Here is a 17,497-nt window from a genome sequence, read left to right as displayed (position 1 = left end):
CCTACCCCAAAAGTATAATGAAAGACGAAATTTTTGACTGCGGTGCTGACGTTGCACCGCTACCAAGCCGTGCGACCCGCCGGATTGCAAAGCGTTCAAAATCGAGTTCGCGGGGCGGCATCGTTGTCCACCTCCCAGGATGGGCACGTCCAAGGATCGTCTATTTTGAGAGCAAGCTCGAGCAACGCGTGTTGTTCTTGCTGCTAGCTCGCGGCGATGTAATCGACCTGTGGGAGCAACCTCCGTCAATCACATTCTGGGATGAAGGTGGTCGCCGACGCACCCACTTCTGCGACTTCTTGATCCGGCTGTCATCAGGTCGACGCGTCGCTATCGCGATAAAACCTGCAAAACTCGCTTCGCGGATTAGCTTTGTTCGGGACCTTCAGTGCATTCGGGCAGCTATGACCGAAGACTTCGCCGATGATCTGGTTCTGATAACGGATCAGGATTTCACCAAGGCGGAAGCGTTGAACGCGGAGAGATTTCATGAATTCTCAAGGTCCAGAAATGAGATGGCATTTGAACGGCTCAGAGACGTCATTCGATCCATATCTTTTCCCACTTCTGTGGGCGCGTTGGCGAAATCTCTGGACGCGGGAGACCAGAGTTTCAGAACAGTCTTCATCGCGATCTACGAAGGCCTGCTGTCGGTTGATAGGACAATTCCCATTGATACAGACACCGCCGTTTATCTGGGAGTTGTTCAATGACAAATCCTATGCAGATATCGCCATTCGCAAGATTGACGGTTGGACCACATAGCTACCGGAATGCCGCCGCGGCAGCATCTGGGTGCTCTTTCGAAAGGACCGACCGACCGGGCGTACAGGTTTACTTTTCGTTCGAAAAACTGCGCGAGTTGCTAGCTCAGCCGGAGAACTCTCTTGAGCCAGATTACTTCTTATTTGAGCGCCACGAATTGCGGGCAACTGGTGTTATCGCGGCAGTCGGCATGCTTCCTGATAAGATAAAATCTGAGGTGGTTTGGCGTTATGCCTATGTCGAAGTTGCACGCCAACTTGTCAAAGCAGGACGGTTGAAGCGAACCGAATTTTCGGTCCAAGTTCTGCTAGATGAAATCGAAAGGTGCGTGAACAAGCAAGCCGGGGCGGCGCAGGATGGCTGGGTTCCCAAACGCGCTGGACGGAAGAAGGAATTTCGAGCGCCGCCGTGCGCAGGAACGCTTTTGGAGTGGATGCGCCGTTACGAACGCGCCGGGAATTCGCCTCTAGGGCTTGTTCCTCGAACATTCCGCTCGGGCAACTGGAAAGACCGTTTCAGTCTTGAAGAACTGCGGCTTTTGGGGACCTGTATCGGTAGGTATTTGACACGCGACCGAAGATCCAAACGGCAAGTCGCGGATGATACTAGAACGCGGTTCGACGCTGAAAATGTGGAAAGACTGGAGAAGGGTTTGCCGCCACTCCGCGTGCCATCCAAACGAAAAGTCGAGCGCGAAATCGCGAAGCTTGATCCTTATTCAACGTATGCGCAACGGCACGGGGTGGATGCCGCAAATCGCGAATTCATGCTGTACGAACAAGGTATCGATGCGAGCTATCCAATGGAGCGGATCGAGATCGACGAGTGGTACGTTGATTTGATTTCAATTTTGGCGGAACGCGGCGCACTTGATCACCTGTCAGCAGAACAGCTTGCAGAACTTCCGCGGGGTCGTCGCTGGCTCTATCTCGCCATCGATTGTGCAACCCGCTGCGTCGTCGGTATGCGCTTGGCCGTTACGCCGAACTCGCAAGATGCAATTGCTCTATTGGCGGACATTACGCGCGACAAGACCGATCTTGCGACAGCAGCTGGTTGCAAGTCAGCCTGGGCTCATTTTGGTGGCCTGAAAACGGTCGCGACCGATCTCGGTGCTGCATTTGTAGACGACAACTTTCAAACAGCCATTTTTGATGCACTCGGTTCACCTGAGACACCTACAGGTGGATTGCCGCAGTTGCGGGCGCGTGTTGAAAGGATTTTTGGTACATTTGGTACCAATCTGATGCCCGGTCTTGCGGGCCGAACGTTTTCCAACCCAAAGGACCGCGGTGACTATCCATCACAGGAAATGGCGTCGATCACCGACGACGCTTTGATACAAGCGCTTATCTTGTATGTCGTGGATGTGTATCACAATCGAGAGCATCCTGGTCTTGGCGGCGAAACCCCGAATAATTGCTGGAACCGGTTAGCGCAAGAAAAGGGAGTTGTAGCGGACGTTCCCGAACGGACGCGGCGTAGGGCCTTTGGAAAACCATTAAATCGGAAGGTGACTGGTCGTGGTGTTCGGGTTTTTGGAATCGACTACACCTGTCAGGCTCTGCGACAGTTTCATCCGCATAGTCACGAAACACATGTAGACTTGCGGATCGATCTGAGGGACCTCGGCTGGATCATGGTGCGCATTGGTGATGAGTGGTTTCATGCGATGGCACTTCAGAATTGCTTTGCAGGTGTCTCCTACGATGAATGGCAAGCCGCCGCTAAAGAGCTGAGGCTCAAGTACCGCGATGAAGCGAGGTTGCAGGAAAAAATTGTAGCAGAGGCGCTTGCAAAAATTGCCTCAATCAATGCTGCCGAACAGAAAACGTTTGCAACGCTGTTGCGTAATGTCACACCCGCTGGCTTAGCACGTGGTGAAGAGGATCTCTTTCTTGGATTGTCAATTGATCCTGAAGATCCCGAAAACTTCGATTTACCTCCGGATGACGACTTGTTTGGTCATGTAATCCCTGTTCCCAAAAGGGACGATGGGGGCGGCAGCGCAACTGTCGCAATCGAACCCACAACCGACAGCGATGCCGACGACGAAGACGCGCCTTTGAATTGGAGCTTTGACGATGAATGATCGCAAGGACATCCACCGTCGTCTTGCTCTGCTGCGCGACGATTTCGTTCGCAACGAGCCGTATCACAGCTTCTTTGAACAGTTTGATCGTCAACTTCAGAGACGGCGTGCAGCCCAATCTTTGGACCTCATTGAAGAGGCGCGAGCTATCGCCGTCATAGGTGCGGCTGGGAGCGGGAAGACCAGGCTGGTCAAACGCGTCCTCGAGCAAAATCAAGACCTGACGGATCCTAAGGATGGGGATGAGCTCATCGATTATGTGCGCATTATCGTTCCCGCATCTGAAACGATGAAGAACTTGGCGATCCTTCTGCGGGAGAAATTGGGTTACGAATCCGAGCGCAAAAGTGACAACGCATCTGAGATTTGGCGACAAGTTCACGTTCAGCTCAGAAATCGGAGAACATTCTATATCCATTTGGACGAAGCGCAGCATTTGATTGCGAGTCCGAATGAAAATGTTCGTGCAGGCGTCGTAGACAGACTGAAAACTCTGTTGAACAATGATACTTGGCCTGTTGGGCTGATCCTTTCGGGCACACCGAAATTGCTCGAGATGCTCAATTCTGACCCGCAACTTGGGCGTCGTGTAGATCTTGTGAAATTACCGGCTATCAGCCGGGTTTCGCACGCTAAGGAAGTTCAGGCGATAATTTCTGCATATGCCGCGAAAGCCCAAATTTCACTCAGCGAAGATTTGGATTTCGATGATTTGGTGCCTAGGCTCATCCATGCTGGTGCGAATGAGTTTGGGAACACGATAGCCATGCTTGGCTTTGCTCTCGAAGATGCACTACTGGAGGGGGCCGCCGAATTGAACTTAGGTCACTTCTCTGAAGCCTTTCGACGGACGGCTGGCTGTGTGCCAGCTCTCAACATCTTTGTCGCCGCGGACTATCTGAGCATCGATGCGCGCAAAGTGTTCTGGGATCACTTCTCCAAATTTGGAGGGAAATAAATGGCAGAAAATTTCCGTCTCATTTTCCCACTTGAGCGCTTTGAAACGGCAACGTCCTACGTCTCGCGTTTGACGCGATATTGCGGACTGCAGGAGCCTCGCGTTCTTTGTTTGGACTTTGGTTTTCGTTGGCAGGACTTTGTTCGCGGTGACGATGACCTCCTTGAGAAAATTGCAACGATCGGCGGTGCATGCCCGAGGGATATGAAACGCTGGGCCGTGCGAACAGTTGATAAAAACCGGTTTGAGGTTTGCGGTCAAAAGGCGACCAAGGCATCATTGGTTCGTTCGCGCCTGCGGGTCTGTCCGCGATGTCTGATAGAAGATCATCAAAACGGCGGGAGACACGGTGTTTTCCGTCGTGTTGGATGGCATTTCTGGTCGATCCGGACATGTCCAGAACACAACGTTGCGCTCATTGTCATTCCGCCCGAATTACACACGCTCCACAACTATGACTTTGTCGGGCAGGTCCTCAAAAACTGGGCATTTGTAAATTACCATGCGGACACTGCGACCCGCCATAAACCCACCGACTTCGAAGGCTACATATTTGATAGACTGGGGGGCACGTCGTCCAATCCGTTCCTTGACGACTTGCCCTTGTATGTCGCGGCGCGGCTATGTGAGGTTCTTGGGTTTGTGATGCAGAACGGTCCTAAGCTCAGAATATCTGAAGCGACAGATGATGACCTCCGCTTGGCTGGGCAAACTGGGTTTGATGCTTTGCGGCGCGGCGAGGACGGCATGTATGCGGCTTTGGAAGCGATGGTGAGTCCCATTGCGCTACGCACTGTTCGGCATCAGTCGGACTTTGGAGCGTTCTTTGAATGGTTGCGGACATCTTCAATGGGTGAGGACTTCGAAACGTTGCGCGACAAGGTGCGGGATTTCATTTTTCGCACATATCCTTTTCGGGAAGGCGACACCGTCCTTGGTAAAGTCTGCCCATCGCGAGCTGTGTTCACCATTTCCGGTGCATGGCAATCATTGGGCATTCAACGCCACAGGATGAACAGGATATTGCTGGCCGAAGGTCTGGCACACACGGATATGGCGGATAAATCAGTGCGGCTACACGAAGGGCTGAAGTCGGAAGCGATAGATGATCTGAGGTGCCGGATTTCAGCACGTCTGAACGCGATTGAGGCCCAATCGCTGATGGGCCTAAGCTTGGAAATGCTCAACCAACTGCGAGATCATGGCATTGTCACGACCACTGTGGATGCTCTCGATCAAATTCCTAAGTTTGACCGTGATGAACTGGAACAGCTGCTAGCAAAACTGAGCGCTTGGGTCACCGAAACGCAGTCTGATAGAACAGATACGGTATCCATTATCGACGCGACACAGCGTGTGAGATGTCCGCTTGCAGATATTGTTAAGTTGATACTTGGCGGAAAGCTGACGTATCTAAATCGAGATGCCGAAAAGTGCGGCCTCGCCGCACTCCGTGTCAATCTGCCAGAATTGCGAGCGGCGCTTCCCCAGTTTGAGATGCCGGGAGTAACAAAGGGGGATGCATCCAGACGCCTTCGGGTGAACTACCCGACAATAAATTTCTTGATAGCTGACGGCGTGTTGATTGAGCGACGATTGCGAAATCCGCGCTCTCGGCAGTTCTTGGATGCAGTTTGCAGCACGAGCCTGACTGCATTCGAGGCGAAGTTTGAGACTTTGGGTCAACTTTCCAAGCGCTATCATAGGGCATCTGGCCCGTTTGGCTGCCACTTGGAAGCGAAAGGGATCTGTCCCATCGAAACGCCTGCCGGAATAAGTTGGTATTATGAACGCAAGGGGCTTGAAGGACGTTTGCGAAGGGCGGGATTGATCCCTCAAAATGAAAAGGAGCCGACATGATGGATGAGCAGAAACCCACCACCAATATTGGTGGTGGGGTTGACCACCCGGATCGTCATGCAATCGATGATTGGGTGCTGAATGGACCAAAGAACGCACGTATCGAAGAGTTGGTGAGAGAGCTGACCCTTGAACAGGGGCTACGATTGCATGACGTAGAGAACGTCCTTGTGGAGGCACTTGAGGCGCGACGAGATCAGCAAAGAAGGCGTGATCTTGGTTAGGTCAGGCGCTGGCATTGTGGCTGTTCAACTGGTTTACGTCGCCGTCGCTGAAAATGACCAGCACTCAACCCTAGGGCGGTTAACATAACACCCCTTAGCAGATGTTCACGCTTCGTTATGACGCGCGATTTCAGCCATGGGTTGTCTGCGCATGCTCCCAAAATGGGAGATCACGCGCAGACAGTTTGACACAAGTTGCCGGACATTTGGTCCGGCCCGATGGGCCCCGACGGGATCGCCGCCATTCCCACCACCACACTTGATCCGCCCCACAGTGCGGCGTCTCCTGTGGTCCCCGCGCTTCATGGGTCCGGGTCCCCAATCCTATCTCGCAAATCAAGCCTCTTAAGACGCAAACGCTTCCGTCTCAGTGATCTTCTCAAAGGCGGGTAAGAACCCGTCGTGATGCTGGGACAGATACCGCGTAACGCGGTCGTTACTCATCAGTTTCGAGATGTATCCGCGTGCCAACACCAGATCGAGATGGTCTGCCCCATAGCTGTCTTCAACGAGACGCACTTCGCGTTCCAAGTTAGCGGACTCACGTTCCATCAAGTCGAGTTGTTCGCGGGAAATACCTTTGATCTTTTTTGGCGTCGCAACTGAAAGCAGCAGGCTTTCCGGTGTCGCAGCCAGAAGAGACCGTGCGTAGTTGATCGTGTATTTGTTCATTGCGACCATCAACTGTGCCGCTTCAATCTGACGTAGGGGCTTCATCTTCTTAAGGATCTGAAACCCGGTCAGGGCAACCTGCTTGTCTTTGAGCAATTCGGCGGCCTCATCACATATGCCATCGAGAAGCTGACGTTTCTGTTTCAACGTCCTGATGTTGATATTGAGCGCACTCGCCAGACGTTCTTCTGGCACACCTAACGACAATGCACGCAGGATCATTTTGTGTTCCTGAATGGTTGCGAGACGATTGATCCGCTTGTTGTAGGTGAAAGCCTCATCGTCGGTTGAGACCAGACACCGTGCATCTGTTCTTCCCTCATCCTTCAGAACCTCAAGGCGCAGATGGCCATCCAGCAAAGTGAACTGGCCCGGACTGTGCGGATCACGCGCAACCACCATTGGCTCGACAAGACCGATTTCATGGATTGATGCAGCGATCTGCTTGAACTTGATGCTGGCCTTCTTTTGCGGTGTCACAACATAGAGGGGTGCGATTTGGTCAAACGGTACGGTCAGCAGTCCCTGTTCAAAGGCCGCTGCAACGATTTTTTCTTCATCTGTCGTTGTCATCTTCAGGCGTCCTCCATGCGTGTCAATCGATCAGCAATCGTCTTGGGCAGAGTTGCCAACCCTTCAGCCCGCAAGAGCGTGACAAAATTCTCGTCGGCCATCAGCGTCTTGAACGATTGCGTGAGAAAGAGCATCTCGCTGCGCGTCGCATGCGCCTTGCGCAGGAGAACCTTCTTCTTTTCGACATCGTTCTCATAGGTTTTGAGCAGGCTTTCGACCGAAAGACTCTTTCGTGAACCCCGGTCTGCCGAAGCCTGGCCCTTACCATGCTTTTGGCGGGCTTCAACAAGCCGTTTCGCCGCCAAGAGTTTTCCGCCACGTAGGAGCTTTTTCTCATAAGCCTGCCTGAGAACCGTCTGCACACCAACGTCATCTGCACCTGCGATATCAACGGCGACGCTGACCGGAATTTTCCCGCTTTCCACCGCGCGCAACAGGCGATGTTCGTGACTTTCCAGCAGCTTGATGACCCCATGCACGTATTTGGCGGAGAGCTGCGTTTTGGCCTCAATCTCCTGCTCCGAATAGCCGTTGTCTTTGAGCCGCCGAATGTCCCTGAGTAAATCAAGCGAGCGGTGCTGACGGCGGGCCAGGTTTTCGACGAGGCTCATCACAAGGCAGTCTTCACTGCTGGCATCGATGATAATCGCGGGAATTTCCGACTGACCAAGGGTTTTGAAGGCTTCCAGTCGCCCCTGACCACACACCAGCTCATATGTCGGTTCGCCAACACTCTCTGTCTCTCGTGCCGCAACCGTAATCGGCCGTTTCAGGCCCAGCTCGGCGATGTTGGCGGTGATCTCATCGAAAACCTTCTGATTGCGAACCCTTGGATTCACCACGGTGATCGCATCAACCGGGACAAGTACTGTTCGGTCGAGGTCGGCATTGCTCATCAAGCGACCTCCAGAAGTGGCGCTCGAGCCGCCATCTCGAAAAAGTGTGAAAGATCGTCGAAGCGGTATGCATCGAGCGAAAGGCCGTTGTTTTCCGCCAGACGCAACTTGGGTCGGGTCATGTCAAAGGTCGGCAGCAAATAGTAGTCCAGCGGTAACTCATTCATCTGTCCCATCCGAACGACGATGGTCATGTCGGGCAGACGCCCAGTATCGAGACGAATGTTCCAGCGAAACGCACCTGCGCCGGTTTGCATGCAACGGACGATGACAATGGAAACAGTGAACTCGCCGTTGATGGTCAGAATGTCTGATTGAAGATCTCGATCAACCTTTCCACCAACGGCTTCGACGCCGGAGACCGTGTCGCGGATAATATCTGAGTGCATACCGCGCAGACGTTTGTTGATCTCAATGTATCGGTAGTCCCGGTCCGGTTTGAAACCGACAAGGCTGTAGGCCCGCAGCAGGCTACCAAATCGGTTTTGATAAGCACCGCTCGACGGCAAAGTCGCCGCTTCATTGATGACAAAGCCGGAGAGAAAGCCATGTTGTTCCAGCGTCTCTTTGAGGCCTTCAAGCATTGCTTCGTCAGACAGCCGTTGAGACCTTGAGCTGATAATAGCACGCGCGGCCTCGAAGAGATCGGCGCTGACGATGGCTTCAAAAGCGCCTACCGCACGCACCCAATTGTTCGGGTCATTGCGGACATGGCGTTTCTTCAGTTTGAAGGAATTGCGGTTCCAGATGTTGTTGCCGATGTACTTTTCGTTTGAGAGAAGCTGGCGCACGACGGACGGTGTCCAATCCCGATCCAGATCAGTTTTGACGCCTTTTGCGTTCAGATTGGCAGCGATCTCGGCCTCGGATTGACCATCACGCACGAAATAACGGAAAATCTGGTTCACAACAGCGATCTCATCGTCCGGTCCGGGCACTAGCGTCACACGATCCGTCTGAATGCTTTTGTGTTCGCCCCGTGATAGAATGCCTTTCATATTTCCGGCTTCGTCAATCAGCATCCGTCTCAGGCCAAAACCCGGCGCACCACCTTGGCGGTAACCCAGTTCAATCAGACGAGACTGACCAGCGAATACCTTTTGCGACAGCTCTCGACTGTATTCGCCAGCCATCGCCCGCTTTAGGCCCTTGACGACGGTGGACATTGTACTGCCATCGTTTTCAAATTGCTCTGCGCAGTATTCGACCGAAATTCCCGCGCGCTTACAGGCGTACTCGTAGTAGGCGCTCTCGTCGGCGTCCTGGAAACGACCCCAGCGGCTTACGTCGTAGACCAGAACTGTTTTAAACGCAGTTTGCCCGGCTTCGATGTCTGCGATCAATTGGGTGAGACCAGCCCGGCCTTGAATACGTAGACCGCTCTTTCCGGCATCGGAATAGGTTCGAATGATCTGGTAGCCGCGCTCATCGGCGTATCGCTTGATCGCGTCCGCCTGATTTTCAGTCGAGTAGCGTTGATGCTCTGTCGACATGCGAACATATTGCGCGGCCCTCTTGCGGCTGTCTTGCTGGTGATCATCGTCTGGCCAACTCAATGCTGCGGCCCTCCATTCTTCAAATTCGCAAACCTGTACGGGAACTCTGCGATTCTTTCCTCAATCTTAACGAGAGAGGGTTGGAAGCATGTTTCATAAAAAGGGCAGCTTGTTTCATCGAGAATGCGAGGGGCTCGTTTCTGCTCCAGAATACCGAAAGGCGATCAGTTCAGCGCTGTCTCAAGAATTGGGTGGCGCCGGTCGCGCTGCGAAAGAAACAGCTCGGTGGACGGGAGCAAGCGAACGAACAGCTAAAAACTGGATATCGGAAACCTATGGTCCAACCGGTGAGAACCTGATTGAGCTGATGCGGCATTCAGACACCATCCTTGACGTTGTTTTAGTCTTGGCGGGTCGCCACGAGGAACGGCTAGCTCGGCGTTTCACCTCCGCTAGGGACGAAGTAGCTGAGGTTTTGCGCAGTCTTGATGCGATCTGCAGGCCCGATGACAGCTGATTGACTGCCGCAGACGTAATTTTCGAGATCTATCGCCTTTGGGCGAAAGGAAAACCTTCGAGTCGCAAAAGGAAAAGCTAGTGCGTCGCGGTTTCGAAATCTCCTTTAAAATCAGGCCTTCTTCGTCTCGGAAAAGGTAAAACTATGTGTCGCCCCACACCTGCCTCCGCACAAAAAAATTAATTTATTTACAGTGAGTTAATGGCGTCGCGGTTTTATTTTTCCTCATGTCCGCCCGTTTTGCTACACATTTTGCTACACATTTTGCTACACAATATGGTATGCTGTGAGGGCAGGTGGATGCGAAATGGCGATCATCAAACGCAGCAATACCTATTATCTTCGGCGGCGGGTGCCGACGCGTTATCGCCGTGTGGAGGCCCGCGCCTCCGTCTGGGTCAGCCTGCATACCGATTCCGAAAGTGTTGCCGCGCGTAAAGCCGATCAGGCCTGGACCCATCTGGTGGAGGCGTGGGAGGCGCGTTTGGCCGGGGATACGGAAAATGCGGCAGATCGCTTTGCGGCGGCGCAGGAGTTGGCGCGTCTCCAGGGGTATCGCTATCTGGATGTGGGCCGGGTTGCCGATCTGCCCGTCGCGGAGCTTGTTGAGCGCGTCGCGGCAATCGAGGCCCCTGCAGGCGAGCCGAACCTGTCAGAAGCCGGAGCGTTGCTGGGGACCGTCGAAGGACCACACCTCACGGTGCAGGCCACTCTTGATCTCTATTGGACGCTGGCGCGGGACAAGACGTTTGGCAAAAGCGCCGATCAGTTGCGCCGCTGGAGGAACCCACGTGAGAAGGCCATTCGCAATTTTATCGCGGTGGTGGGCAACAAACCGATTGATCAGATCACGCGCGATGACATGCTGGATTTTCGCCAATACTGGCTCGACCGAATCGAAGCCGGCGAGGTCATGGCCAATTCAGCCAACAAAGATCTGATCCATCTCGGCGATGTGTTGAAAACGGTGAACACGATGAAGCGGCTCGGGCTGGATCTGCCCCTCGGCGGGCTGGCTTTCAAACAGGGTGCGGCCCGCACGCGTCCGCCATTTTCAGACGATTGGATCAAGACGCGCCTTTTGAAGCCGGGGGCCTTGGACGGGCTGAACAGCCAAGCGCGCGGGCTTCTCTTGGGCATGATCAACACCGGCATCGCCCGTCCGAGGGGGCGGCGCTGACGGCGGATACGATCCGTCTGGAGGGCAAGGTGCCGCATATCTCCATCGAACCTGAGGGGCGACAACTCAAAAGCCAATACGCGCGCCGCGTCATCCCGCTTGTCGGTGTGTCGCTGGAGGCATTCCGTGCCTTCCCCGAGGGCTTTCCGCGGTATCGTGACAGCGCGACGTTGAGTGCGACGATCAACAAATACCTGCGTGGCAACGGGCTTCTCGAGACACCACAGCATTCCCTATACTCCCTGCGGCATGCGTTTGAAGACCGGATGTTGGCGGCCGGAATTGACGACCGGATCAGGCGCGATGTGTTTGGTCACCGGCTGAACCGCGAGCGCTACGGCAAAGGGGCTACTTTGGAGCATCTCGCCACCTTGATGCGGGGCATCGCGCTGTGATCCAGAAGGGCGCGGGCGCGGCGCTGCACGTCCAGAGCGCCTAATTCCGCGTCCTTCGCTTTGGTGAGTTCTGCCTCCAGTCGCTCAAACACCGGCGCAAACGCGGGATCACGCGCGACCAGCATGGCCACCTTCAGCAAAGCGGCCTCGATCTGGTCGGCAGATATTACACCGGACGATGCGGCCAAAGGTGTGTGGATATGGAGTGGGCTCCTCATGAGGACCATCATGAGAGCGCTGGATCGCGTTTTACAGAACGGAGTTGCCTTCATCGTAGCGCAGAGCGCTCTGGCGTGCATATCGGAACAAACATGGTCCGTCTCGGTCCAGTTTGTGACTATCGATTTCGAGGTGAGATCGAGTCGCCACAAAAGAATCTATAGCGCTAGAACGGAGGAGATGAGGCACAGCGTGGGGCGGGATAATCTGATGCAGTTTGCGGCGCTGGGGCGTGGCGTAACCCCGACGCGCGGGGCCACCGTGGCGATGAAGTTTTTTGATGTCGTCTACAAACTGCCACCCGGGGAGATGTGGCCGATTTGCGAGATGTGTTCACCGCACAATGGCAATCCGACGTTCTCGCGGTTTTTCAATCTTGTGTGCACGCTCGCTAAGGGGACCCGGACGTGCAGCTATTCGACTAAACCGTCTAATTTAGAGGCGTCGGTTTCTTGGCTCCCATCGTGCGACGCGCGCTCGTAAACCCCCGATCCGTCGCCATGAACTTTGCGATCATGGGCGCAATCAGTTTTGTGGGGTCCTTGATCGGCTGTCCGGTGTCTCGGCTCAACACGTCGGCATAGGCGACGAGATCGCGATGCACCGCCGCTGGCAGCTCGACAGTCAGTTTCACTGGCCTGTCATCGACGAGGGGTCCGAGTTTAAGTTTTGGCATGCCCATGCATTCCGAAGGGCAGAGCAGGTAAGGGCAAAGCCCGTCCTGCGGCCTGGCGGGGCCATGACAACTGGGTGGAGGGCGTGAATTTGGGAGGGAACCGCGCGCCTGCGCGTTGGAGGAACCGGAATTCTCGACCGGAACCGACGCCGCAGGCGGCGCTTGCCGATTTTCTCGGACCTGACAGGATGGCAGGCGGATCAACAGGATTGGAAAAATGTCAGGGTTGGGGTGAGCGGGCGTCAGCCCGTCGATCCCCTGCGCTGTCCAAAGCCAGAAGCGATCCCCGGCACCCGTGCCGGGGTCACAGGGTTTCTATGGAGACTTCATGTGTGATCTGGAGCTGCATTATCCGGTCAAAATCTAAGGTTTTTGCTGGACATTCATAGACACCGGCCATTCATGTTTCGTGCGGCGAATGGCTTGAAAGAGCCCAATGTGTCAGACGCTGCGTGCAGCAGGAATGTCCGTTATTACGCGAAGAGCCCAAAAAGTTCAACAACTGCTGAGGTTTCGTCCGCTAGGCTCTCTCGCTTGATTAATCCAGCCTCAGGGGGGCGAGGCTGATGCCGACATTATGTGTCGATGACCTCGGTAATCTTTCACCATACGTTTCAAACGGCCTGATGTGCGAACATCGCTTTTCGGCCAAATGTTTGCCGATGTTGGCCAAAGCTGTGGATCGATATTTCAATCGTGCCGCTGACCTGCGTTTTGTGGCGTTCGATCACGGGCATGTGCGCCGTGACAGCTGTTCGTGCGCCGCATGGCTGGCTGATCTCATGATATTTGAACGCAGGGGTGACCGGTATGAAAGACGTCAATCTTGACGATGCGCAGGGTGAAACGCCGCGCGCGCGTGGGCGTCAGCTTCTGTCAGAGGCGGTGCGCCGTCACGTCGCGACCTTTGGCAAACCGGTGTCGCTGGCGGGGCTGGTCTTGGTGCTGCCGGCTTTCGTGTCAGAGGCTGCGGCGCAAACCGCATCGATCTCGCTGAGTGAGATCGACGGTGTCAGATCGGTCGATGTTCAGGCGGATGGCTCGGTGCGGATTACGCTGGAGAACGGCGCGCAGGTGCAGGTTGGCGCTGGGTCCGTTCAAGTGCTGGCGGATGGTTCGATTCTGGTGCCCTCGGATGTCGCGGAGGCGATTGCGCAAGCCGCGGCAGAGGGTGGGGCGGCCGACGGGTTTCCTGTTGAACTGGCGATGGGAGCAGAAGGATTGGGGCTTCTCGTTATTGCGGCTGGATTGAAAGGCGCTGAGAATGTCCCTGCGGAGATCACGGGCGAGACGACGGGGGCGGTGATTGAGGATGATGTGCTGACAACCGCTGGTAAGCTGGACGTGACGGACGCGAACTGGCGCGAGGCGCGCTTTGAGGCGCAGAGTGGCACGGTCGGGACCTACGGCAGCTTTGACATTGATGCAGAAGGGGCGTGGACCTACACGGCGGACAACGCTCTGACGGATATCCAGAGCCTCGGTGCAGGGGAGACTCTGACCGACAGCTTCACGGTCACAACGGCGGATGGCACGGAAGAGACCGTCACCGTCACGATCATCGGCACCAACGACGCGGCGGTGATTGCCGGCCAGATGACGGGCGCGGTGACTGAAGATGATGCGACAACGCTCACGGCGACGGGTGCGCTTAGCGTGACGGATGCCGACGCTGGCGAGGCGAGCTTTGTGGCGCAGAGCGGTACGGTGGGCAGCTACGGCAGCTTTGACATTGATGCAGAAGGGACGTGGACCTACACGGCGGATAATGCGCAAGAGGCGATTCAGAACATCGGTGGGGGCCAGACGGTGACCGACAGCTTCACGGTGCTGAGCGCGGATGGCACCGAGGAGACCGTCACCGTCACGATCACGGGTGAGAATGATGCGGCTGTGATTTTGGGCGAGACAACGGGCAGCGTGACTGAAGATGAAGCCGTGACCCTCACGGCGACGGGCGTGCTGAGCGTGACGGATGTCGATGCCGGCGAGGCCGCGTTCCAAGCGCAAAGCGGGACGGCGAGCAGCTACGGCAGCTTCGATCTAGGGACGGACGGGGTGTGGACCTACACGGCGGACAACGCTCTGACGGATATCCAGAGCCTTGCTGACGGCCAAACAGTAAGTGACAGCTTTACGGTCACCACTGTGGACGGCACGACTGAGACGTTGACGGTGACGATCGCCGGGGTCAATGATGCGGCGGTGATTGCCGGCCAGATGACGGGCGGCGTGACTGAAGATGATGCGACAACGCTCACGGCGACGGACGTGCTAAGCGTCACGGATGTCGATGCCGGCGAGGCGAGCTTTGTGGCGCAGAGTGGCACGGTCGGGACCTACGGCAGCTTTGACATCGATGCAGAAGGGGCGTGGACCTACACGGCGGACAACGCTCTGACGGATATCCAGAGCCTCGGTGCAGGGGAGACTCTGACCGACAGCTTCACGGTCACAACGGCGGATGGCACGGAAGAGACCGTCACCGTCACGATCATCGGCACCAACGACGCGGCGGTGATTGCCGGCCAGATGACGGGCGCGGTGACTGAAGATGATGCGACAACGCTCACGGCGACGGGTGCGCTTAGCGTGACGGATGCCGACGCTGGCGAGGCGAGCTTTGTGGCGCAGAGCGGTACGGTGGGCAGCTACGGCAGCTTTGACATTGATGCAGAAGGGACGTGGACCTACACGGCGGATAATGCGCAAGAGGCGATTCAGAACATCGGTGGGGGCCAGACGGTGACCGACAGCTTCACGGTGCTGAGCGCGGATGGCACCGAGGAGACCGTCACCGTCACGATCACGGGTGAGAATGATGCGGCTGTGATTTTGGGCGAGACAACGGGCAGCGTGACTGAAGATGAAGCCGTGACCCTCACGGCGACGGGCGTGCTCAGCGTGACGGATGTCGATACCGGCGAGGCCAACTTTGTGGCGCAGAGCGGCACGGTGGGCAGCTACGGCAGCTTCGATCTTGGGACGGACGGGTCCTGGAGCTACGCGGCGGATAACACCCAGGCAGCGATCCAGGCGCTGGCGGAGGGCGAGACGCTCACCGACAGCTTCACGGTGCGCAGCGCGGATGGCACGGAAGAGACCGTGACGGTGACGATCACGGGCGTGGCGGATGCGATCGAGCTTGCCGCGCTGGAGAGCGACACCGATCTCAGCGGCTTTGTGATCAACGGTGTGTTTGCGGGGGTCTACTCTGGCGTTTCGGTCAGCGGCGCAGGCGATGTGAATGACGACGGGTTCGATGACTTTATTGTCGGTGCATACGGAAGTATTCCGAATGGAACCTTCTCCGGTGCCAGCTTTGTGGTTTTTGGCAAGAATGACGGGATAGCCGTGCAGCTGTCCGACATCAGGGATGGCAGTGGTGGTTTTGTGATCAACGGCATGGCGATACGTGACAGGTCCGGCTTTTCGGTGAGCGGGGCGGGGGACGTGAATGGCGACGGGCTCGATGACTTTATTGTCGGGGCATACGGAGATGATCCGAATGGAGAGTCCTCCGGCGCCAGCTTTGTGGTCTTCGGCAAGAGCGATGGGACAGCCGTGCAGCTGTCCGATATAGAGAGCGGCATCGGCGGCTTTGTGATCAATGGTGTGGCGGAAGGTGACCAGTCGGGTTTCTCGGTGAGCGGGGCTGGGGATGTGAATGGCGACGGGCTTGATGATTTGATCGTTGGGGCTTGGAGAGACGATCCGAATGGAGATCTCTCCGGTGCCAGCTTTGTGGTCTTCGGCAAGAGTGACGGGACAGCCGTGGAACTCTCCGACATTGAGAGTGGCATTGGTGGCTTTGTGATCAACGGCGTTTCGTCGGGTGACCAGTCCGGCATCTCAGTGAGCGGAGCAGGGGATGTGAATGGCGACGGCGTCGACGATCTGATCGTTGGGGCTTGGGCAGACGATCCGAATGGAGTCTCCTCCGGTACCAGCTTTGTGGTCTTTGGCAAGAGTGACGGGACAGCCGTAGAGCTCTCCGACATTGAGAGTGGCATTGGTGGCTTTGTGATCAACGGTGTGTCGGCGGGTGACCAGTCCGGCATCTCGGTGAGCGGAGCAGGGGATGTGAATGGCGACGGACTCGATGATCTGATCGTCGGGGCTCGTGCCGACGATCCGAATGGCAGCGCCTCTGGTGCAAGCTTTGTGGTCTTCGGCAAGAGCGACGGGACCACGGTGGCGCTGTCCGACATCGAGGACGGCATTGGCGGCTTTGTGATCAATGGTGTGGCGGAGGATGACCACTCCGGTCGCTCGGTGAGCGGAGCGGGGGATGTGAATGGCGACGGATTCGACGATCTGATCGTCGGGGCCTACGGAGACGATCCGAATGGCGGCGGATCCGGTGCGAGCTTTGTGGTCTTTGGCAAGAGCGACGGGACCGTTGTGCAGCTCTCCGACATCGAGAGCGGCATTGGCGGCTTTGTGATCAATGGCGTGGCGACGTATGACCAGTCGGGTGTCTCAGTGAGCGGGGCCGGGGATGTGAATGGCGATGGCTTCGACGATCTGATCGTTGGGGCTTGGGCAGACGATCCGAACGGCGGCAACTCCGGCGCGAGCTTCGTGATCTTCGGCGGCGATTTCTCGGGCGCCGCGACGCAGATCGGCACGACGGGCGACGACGATCTGAGCGGGACAAGCGACGATGACGTGATCTTCGCCGGGACCGGCGACGATACCATCGACGGTGGCGGCGGCACGGACCGGATCTCGGGCGGGCAGGGTGCAGACATCATGACGTTCCGCAACCTCGACGGGTCCACCACGGTGATTGATTTTGACGGCGCCGAGGGCGACAGACTGGATGTGAGCGACTTTGGGTTCACCGATTTCGCCGAATTCTCGGCAGTTGTCAGTGCAGACGGGCCCGGCGGCGACGACACGCGGATCGATCTGGACGGCGACACGGTGGTGATCCTGACCGATGTCAGCCCCGACATCCTGACCGCCGAT

Annotated in this window: 15 protein-coding genes; 9 read left to right on the top strand and 6 right to left on the bottom strand. The window is 56.3% G+C overall.

Annotated elements, in window-relative coordinates; translation table 11 throughout:
- Positions 1–17: 17 nt before the first annotated feature.
- From L0664_RS17650 to L0664_RS17630, 5 genes are read left to right on the top strand one after another with little or no spacing between them, the layout of a single operon-like run.
- Positions 18–713, top strand: a complete 696-nt coding sequence (locus L0664_RS17650; RefSeq protein WP_235227225.1) for a PDDEXK family nuclease — start codon at positions 18–20, stop codon at positions 711–713.
- Positions 710–2,857 (top strand): Mu transposase C-terminal domain-containing protein, encoded by a 2,148-nt coding sequence (locus L0664_RS17645; protein WP_235227224.1) that lies wholly within the window; start codon positions 710–712, stop codon positions 2,855–2,857. Before L0664_RS17650 ends, L0664_RS17645 begins: the two co-directional genes overlap by 4 nt.
- Positions 2,850–3,815, top strand: coding sequence for an ATP-binding protein (locus L0664_RS17640; RefSeq protein WP_235227223.1), 966 nt, complete (start codon positions 2,850–2,852; stop codon positions 3,813–3,815). The genes L0664_RS17645 and L0664_RS17640 overlap by 8 nt, the downstream gene beginning before the upstream one ends.
- Complete coding sequence (locus L0664_RS17635) at positions 3,816–5,675, top strand: TniQ family protein (RefSeq protein WP_235227222.1); 1,860 nt, start codon at positions 3,816–3,818, stop codon at positions 5,673–5,675.
- The gene (locus L0664_RS17630; protein WP_235227221.1) at positions 5,672–5,899 is read left to right on the top strand and encodes a hypothetical protein; all 228 of its coding nucleotides are present in this window, start codon (positions 5,672–5,674) and stop codon (positions 5,897–5,899) included. Before L0664_RS17635 ends, L0664_RS17630 begins: the two co-directional genes overlap by 4 nt.
- Before the next feature lie 345 nt (positions 5,900–6,244).
- Here the strand turns inward: L0664_RS17630 and L0664_RS17625 are convergent, their stop codons facing one another.
- From L0664_RS17625 to L0664_RS17615, 3 genes are read right to left on the bottom strand one after another with little or no spacing between them, the layout of a single operon-like run.
- On the bottom strand, positions 6,245–7,144 hold the full coding sequence (locus L0664_RS17625; protein ID WP_235227220.1) for a plasmid partitioning protein RepB C-terminal domain-containing protein: 900 nt from the start codon (positions 7,142–7,144) through the stop codon (positions 6,245–6,247).
- Positions 7,145–7,146: 2 nt separating this feature from the next.
- Positions 7,147–8,040 (bottom strand): plasmid partitioning protein RepB C-terminal domain-containing protein, encoded by an 894-nt coding sequence (locus L0664_RS17620; protein WP_235227219.1) that lies wholly within the window; start codon positions 8,038–8,040, stop codon positions 7,147–7,149.
- A complete protein-coding gene (locus L0664_RS17615) occupies positions 8,040–9,596 on the bottom strand; it encodes a recombinase family protein (RefSeq protein WP_268821751.1) in 1,557 nt (518 codons plus the stop codon). Before L0664_RS17615 ends, L0664_RS17620 begins: the two co-directional genes overlap by 1 nt.
- Positions 9,597–9,684: 88 nt before the next feature.
- Between L0664_RS17615 and L0664_RS17610 the strand changes: the two genes are divergently transcribed.
- The 3 genes from L0664_RS17610 (at position 9,685) to L0664_RS18640 (ending at position 11,628) form a co-directional block, all read left to right on the top strand.
- Positions 9,685–10,053, top strand: a complete 369-nt coding sequence (locus L0664_RS17610; RefSeq protein ID WP_235227218.1) for an XRE family transcriptional regulator — start codon at positions 9,685–9,687, stop codon at positions 10,051–10,053.
- 307 nt (positions 10,054–10,360) lie between these two features.
- Positions 10,361–11,233, top strand: coding sequence for a DUF6538 domain-containing protein (locus L0664_RS17605; RefSeq protein WP_336247116.1), 873 nt, complete (start codon positions 10,361–10,363; stop codon positions 11,231–11,233).
- 29 nt (positions 11,234–11,262) lie between these two features.
- Positions 11,263–11,628 (top strand): site-specific integrase, encoded by a 366-nt coding sequence (locus tag L0664_RS18640; RefSeq protein ID WP_336247115.1) that lies wholly within the window; start codon positions 11,263–11,265, stop codon positions 11,626–11,628.
- On the opposite strand, the gene L0664_RS17600 is transcribed toward L0664_RS18640, so the two are convergent.
- From L0664_RS17600 to L0664_RS18595, 3 genes are all read right to left on the bottom strand, one after another.
- The gene (locus L0664_RS17600) at positions 11,568–11,846 is read right to left on the bottom strand and encodes a hypothetical protein (protein WP_235227217.1); all 279 of its coding nucleotides are present in this window, start codon (positions 11,844–11,846) and stop codon (positions 11,568–11,570) included. The two genes, L0664_RS18640 and L0664_RS17600, sit on opposite strands and share 61 nt — an antisense overlap.
- 431 nt (positions 11,847–12,277) lie before the next feature.
- Positions 12,278–12,523: a DUF2274 domain-containing protein gene (locus L0664_RS17595; protein ID WP_235227216.1), complete on the bottom strand. Its 246-nt coding sequence runs from the start codon at positions 12,521–12,523 to the stop codon at positions 12,278–12,280.
- Between the two features lie 614 nt (positions 12,524–13,137).
- On the bottom strand, positions 13,138–13,260 hold the full coding sequence (locus tag L0664_RS18595) for a hypothetical protein (protein WP_268821727.1): 123 nt from the start codon (positions 13,258–13,260) through the stop codon (positions 13,138–13,140).
- Positions 13,261–13,333: 73 nt separating this feature from the next.
- Between L0664_RS18595 and L0664_RS17590 the strand changes: the two genes are divergently transcribed.
- On the top strand, positions 13,334–17,497 hold a 4,164-nt coding region (locus L0664_RS17590), incomplete at its 3' end, for a VCBS domain-containing protein (RefSeq protein WP_235227215.1).

Source organism: Octadecabacter dasysiphoniae (genome assembly GCF_021532615.1).
Classification (GTDB): domain Bacteria; phylum Pseudomonadota; class Alphaproteobacteria; order Rhodobacterales; family Rhodobacteraceae; genus Octadecabacter; species Octadecabacter dasysiphoniae.
The sequence above is the reverse complement of the archived record's forward strand: the minus strand, read 5'-3'. Positions and strand labels throughout refer to the sequence as shown.

Excerpts from the sequence above, each read along its gene's own strand:
- L0664_RS17650 (WP_235227225.1), top strand. The coding sequence starts at position 18 with ATGAAAGACGAAATTTTTGACTGCGGTGCTGACGTTGCACCGCTACCA.
- L0664_RS17645 (WP_235227224.1), top strand. The coding sequence starts at position 710 with ATGACAAATCCTATGCAGATATCGCCATTCGCAAGATTGACGGTTGGA.
- L0664_RS17640 (WP_235227223.1), top strand. The coding sequence starts at position 2,850 with ATGAATGATCGCAAGGACATCCACCGTCGTCTTGCTCTGCTGCGCGAC.
- L0664_RS17635 (WP_235227222.1), top strand. The coding sequence starts at position 3,816 with ATGGCAGAAAATTTCCGTCTCATTTTCCCACTTGAGCGCTTTGAAACG.
- L0664_RS17630 (WP_235227221.1), top strand. The coding sequence starts at position 5,672 with ATGATGGATGAGCAGAAACCCACCACCAATATTGGTGGTGGGGTTGAC.
- L0664_RS17625 (WP_235227220.1), bottom strand. The coding sequence starts at position 7,144 with ATGACAACGACAGATGAAGAAAAAATCGTTGCAGCGGCCTTTGAACAG.
- L0664_RS17620 (WP_235227219.1), bottom strand. The coding sequence starts at position 8,040 with ATGAGCAATGCCGACCTCGACCGAACAGTACTTGTCCCGGTTGATGCG.
- L0664_RS17610 (WP_235227218.1), top strand. The coding sequence starts at position 9,685 with ATGTTTCATAAAAAGGGCAGCTTGTTTCATCGAGAATGCGAGGGGCTC.
- L0664_RS17605 (WP_336247116.1), top strand. The coding sequence starts at position 10,361 with ATGGCGATCATCAAACGCAGCAATACCTATTATCTTCGGCGGCGGGTG.
- L0664_RS17600 (WP_235227217.1), bottom strand. The coding sequence starts at position 11,846 with ATGAGGAGCCCACTCCATATCCACACACCTTTGGCCGCATCGTCCGGT.
- L0664_RS17595 (WP_235227216.1), bottom strand. The coding sequence starts at position 12,523 with ATGCCAAAACTTAAACTCGGACCCCTCGTCGATGACAGGCCAGTGAAA.
- L0664_RS18595 (WP_268821727.1), bottom strand. The coding sequence starts at position 13,260 with ATGCCCGTGATCGAACGCCACAAAACGCAGGTCAGCGGCACGATTGAA.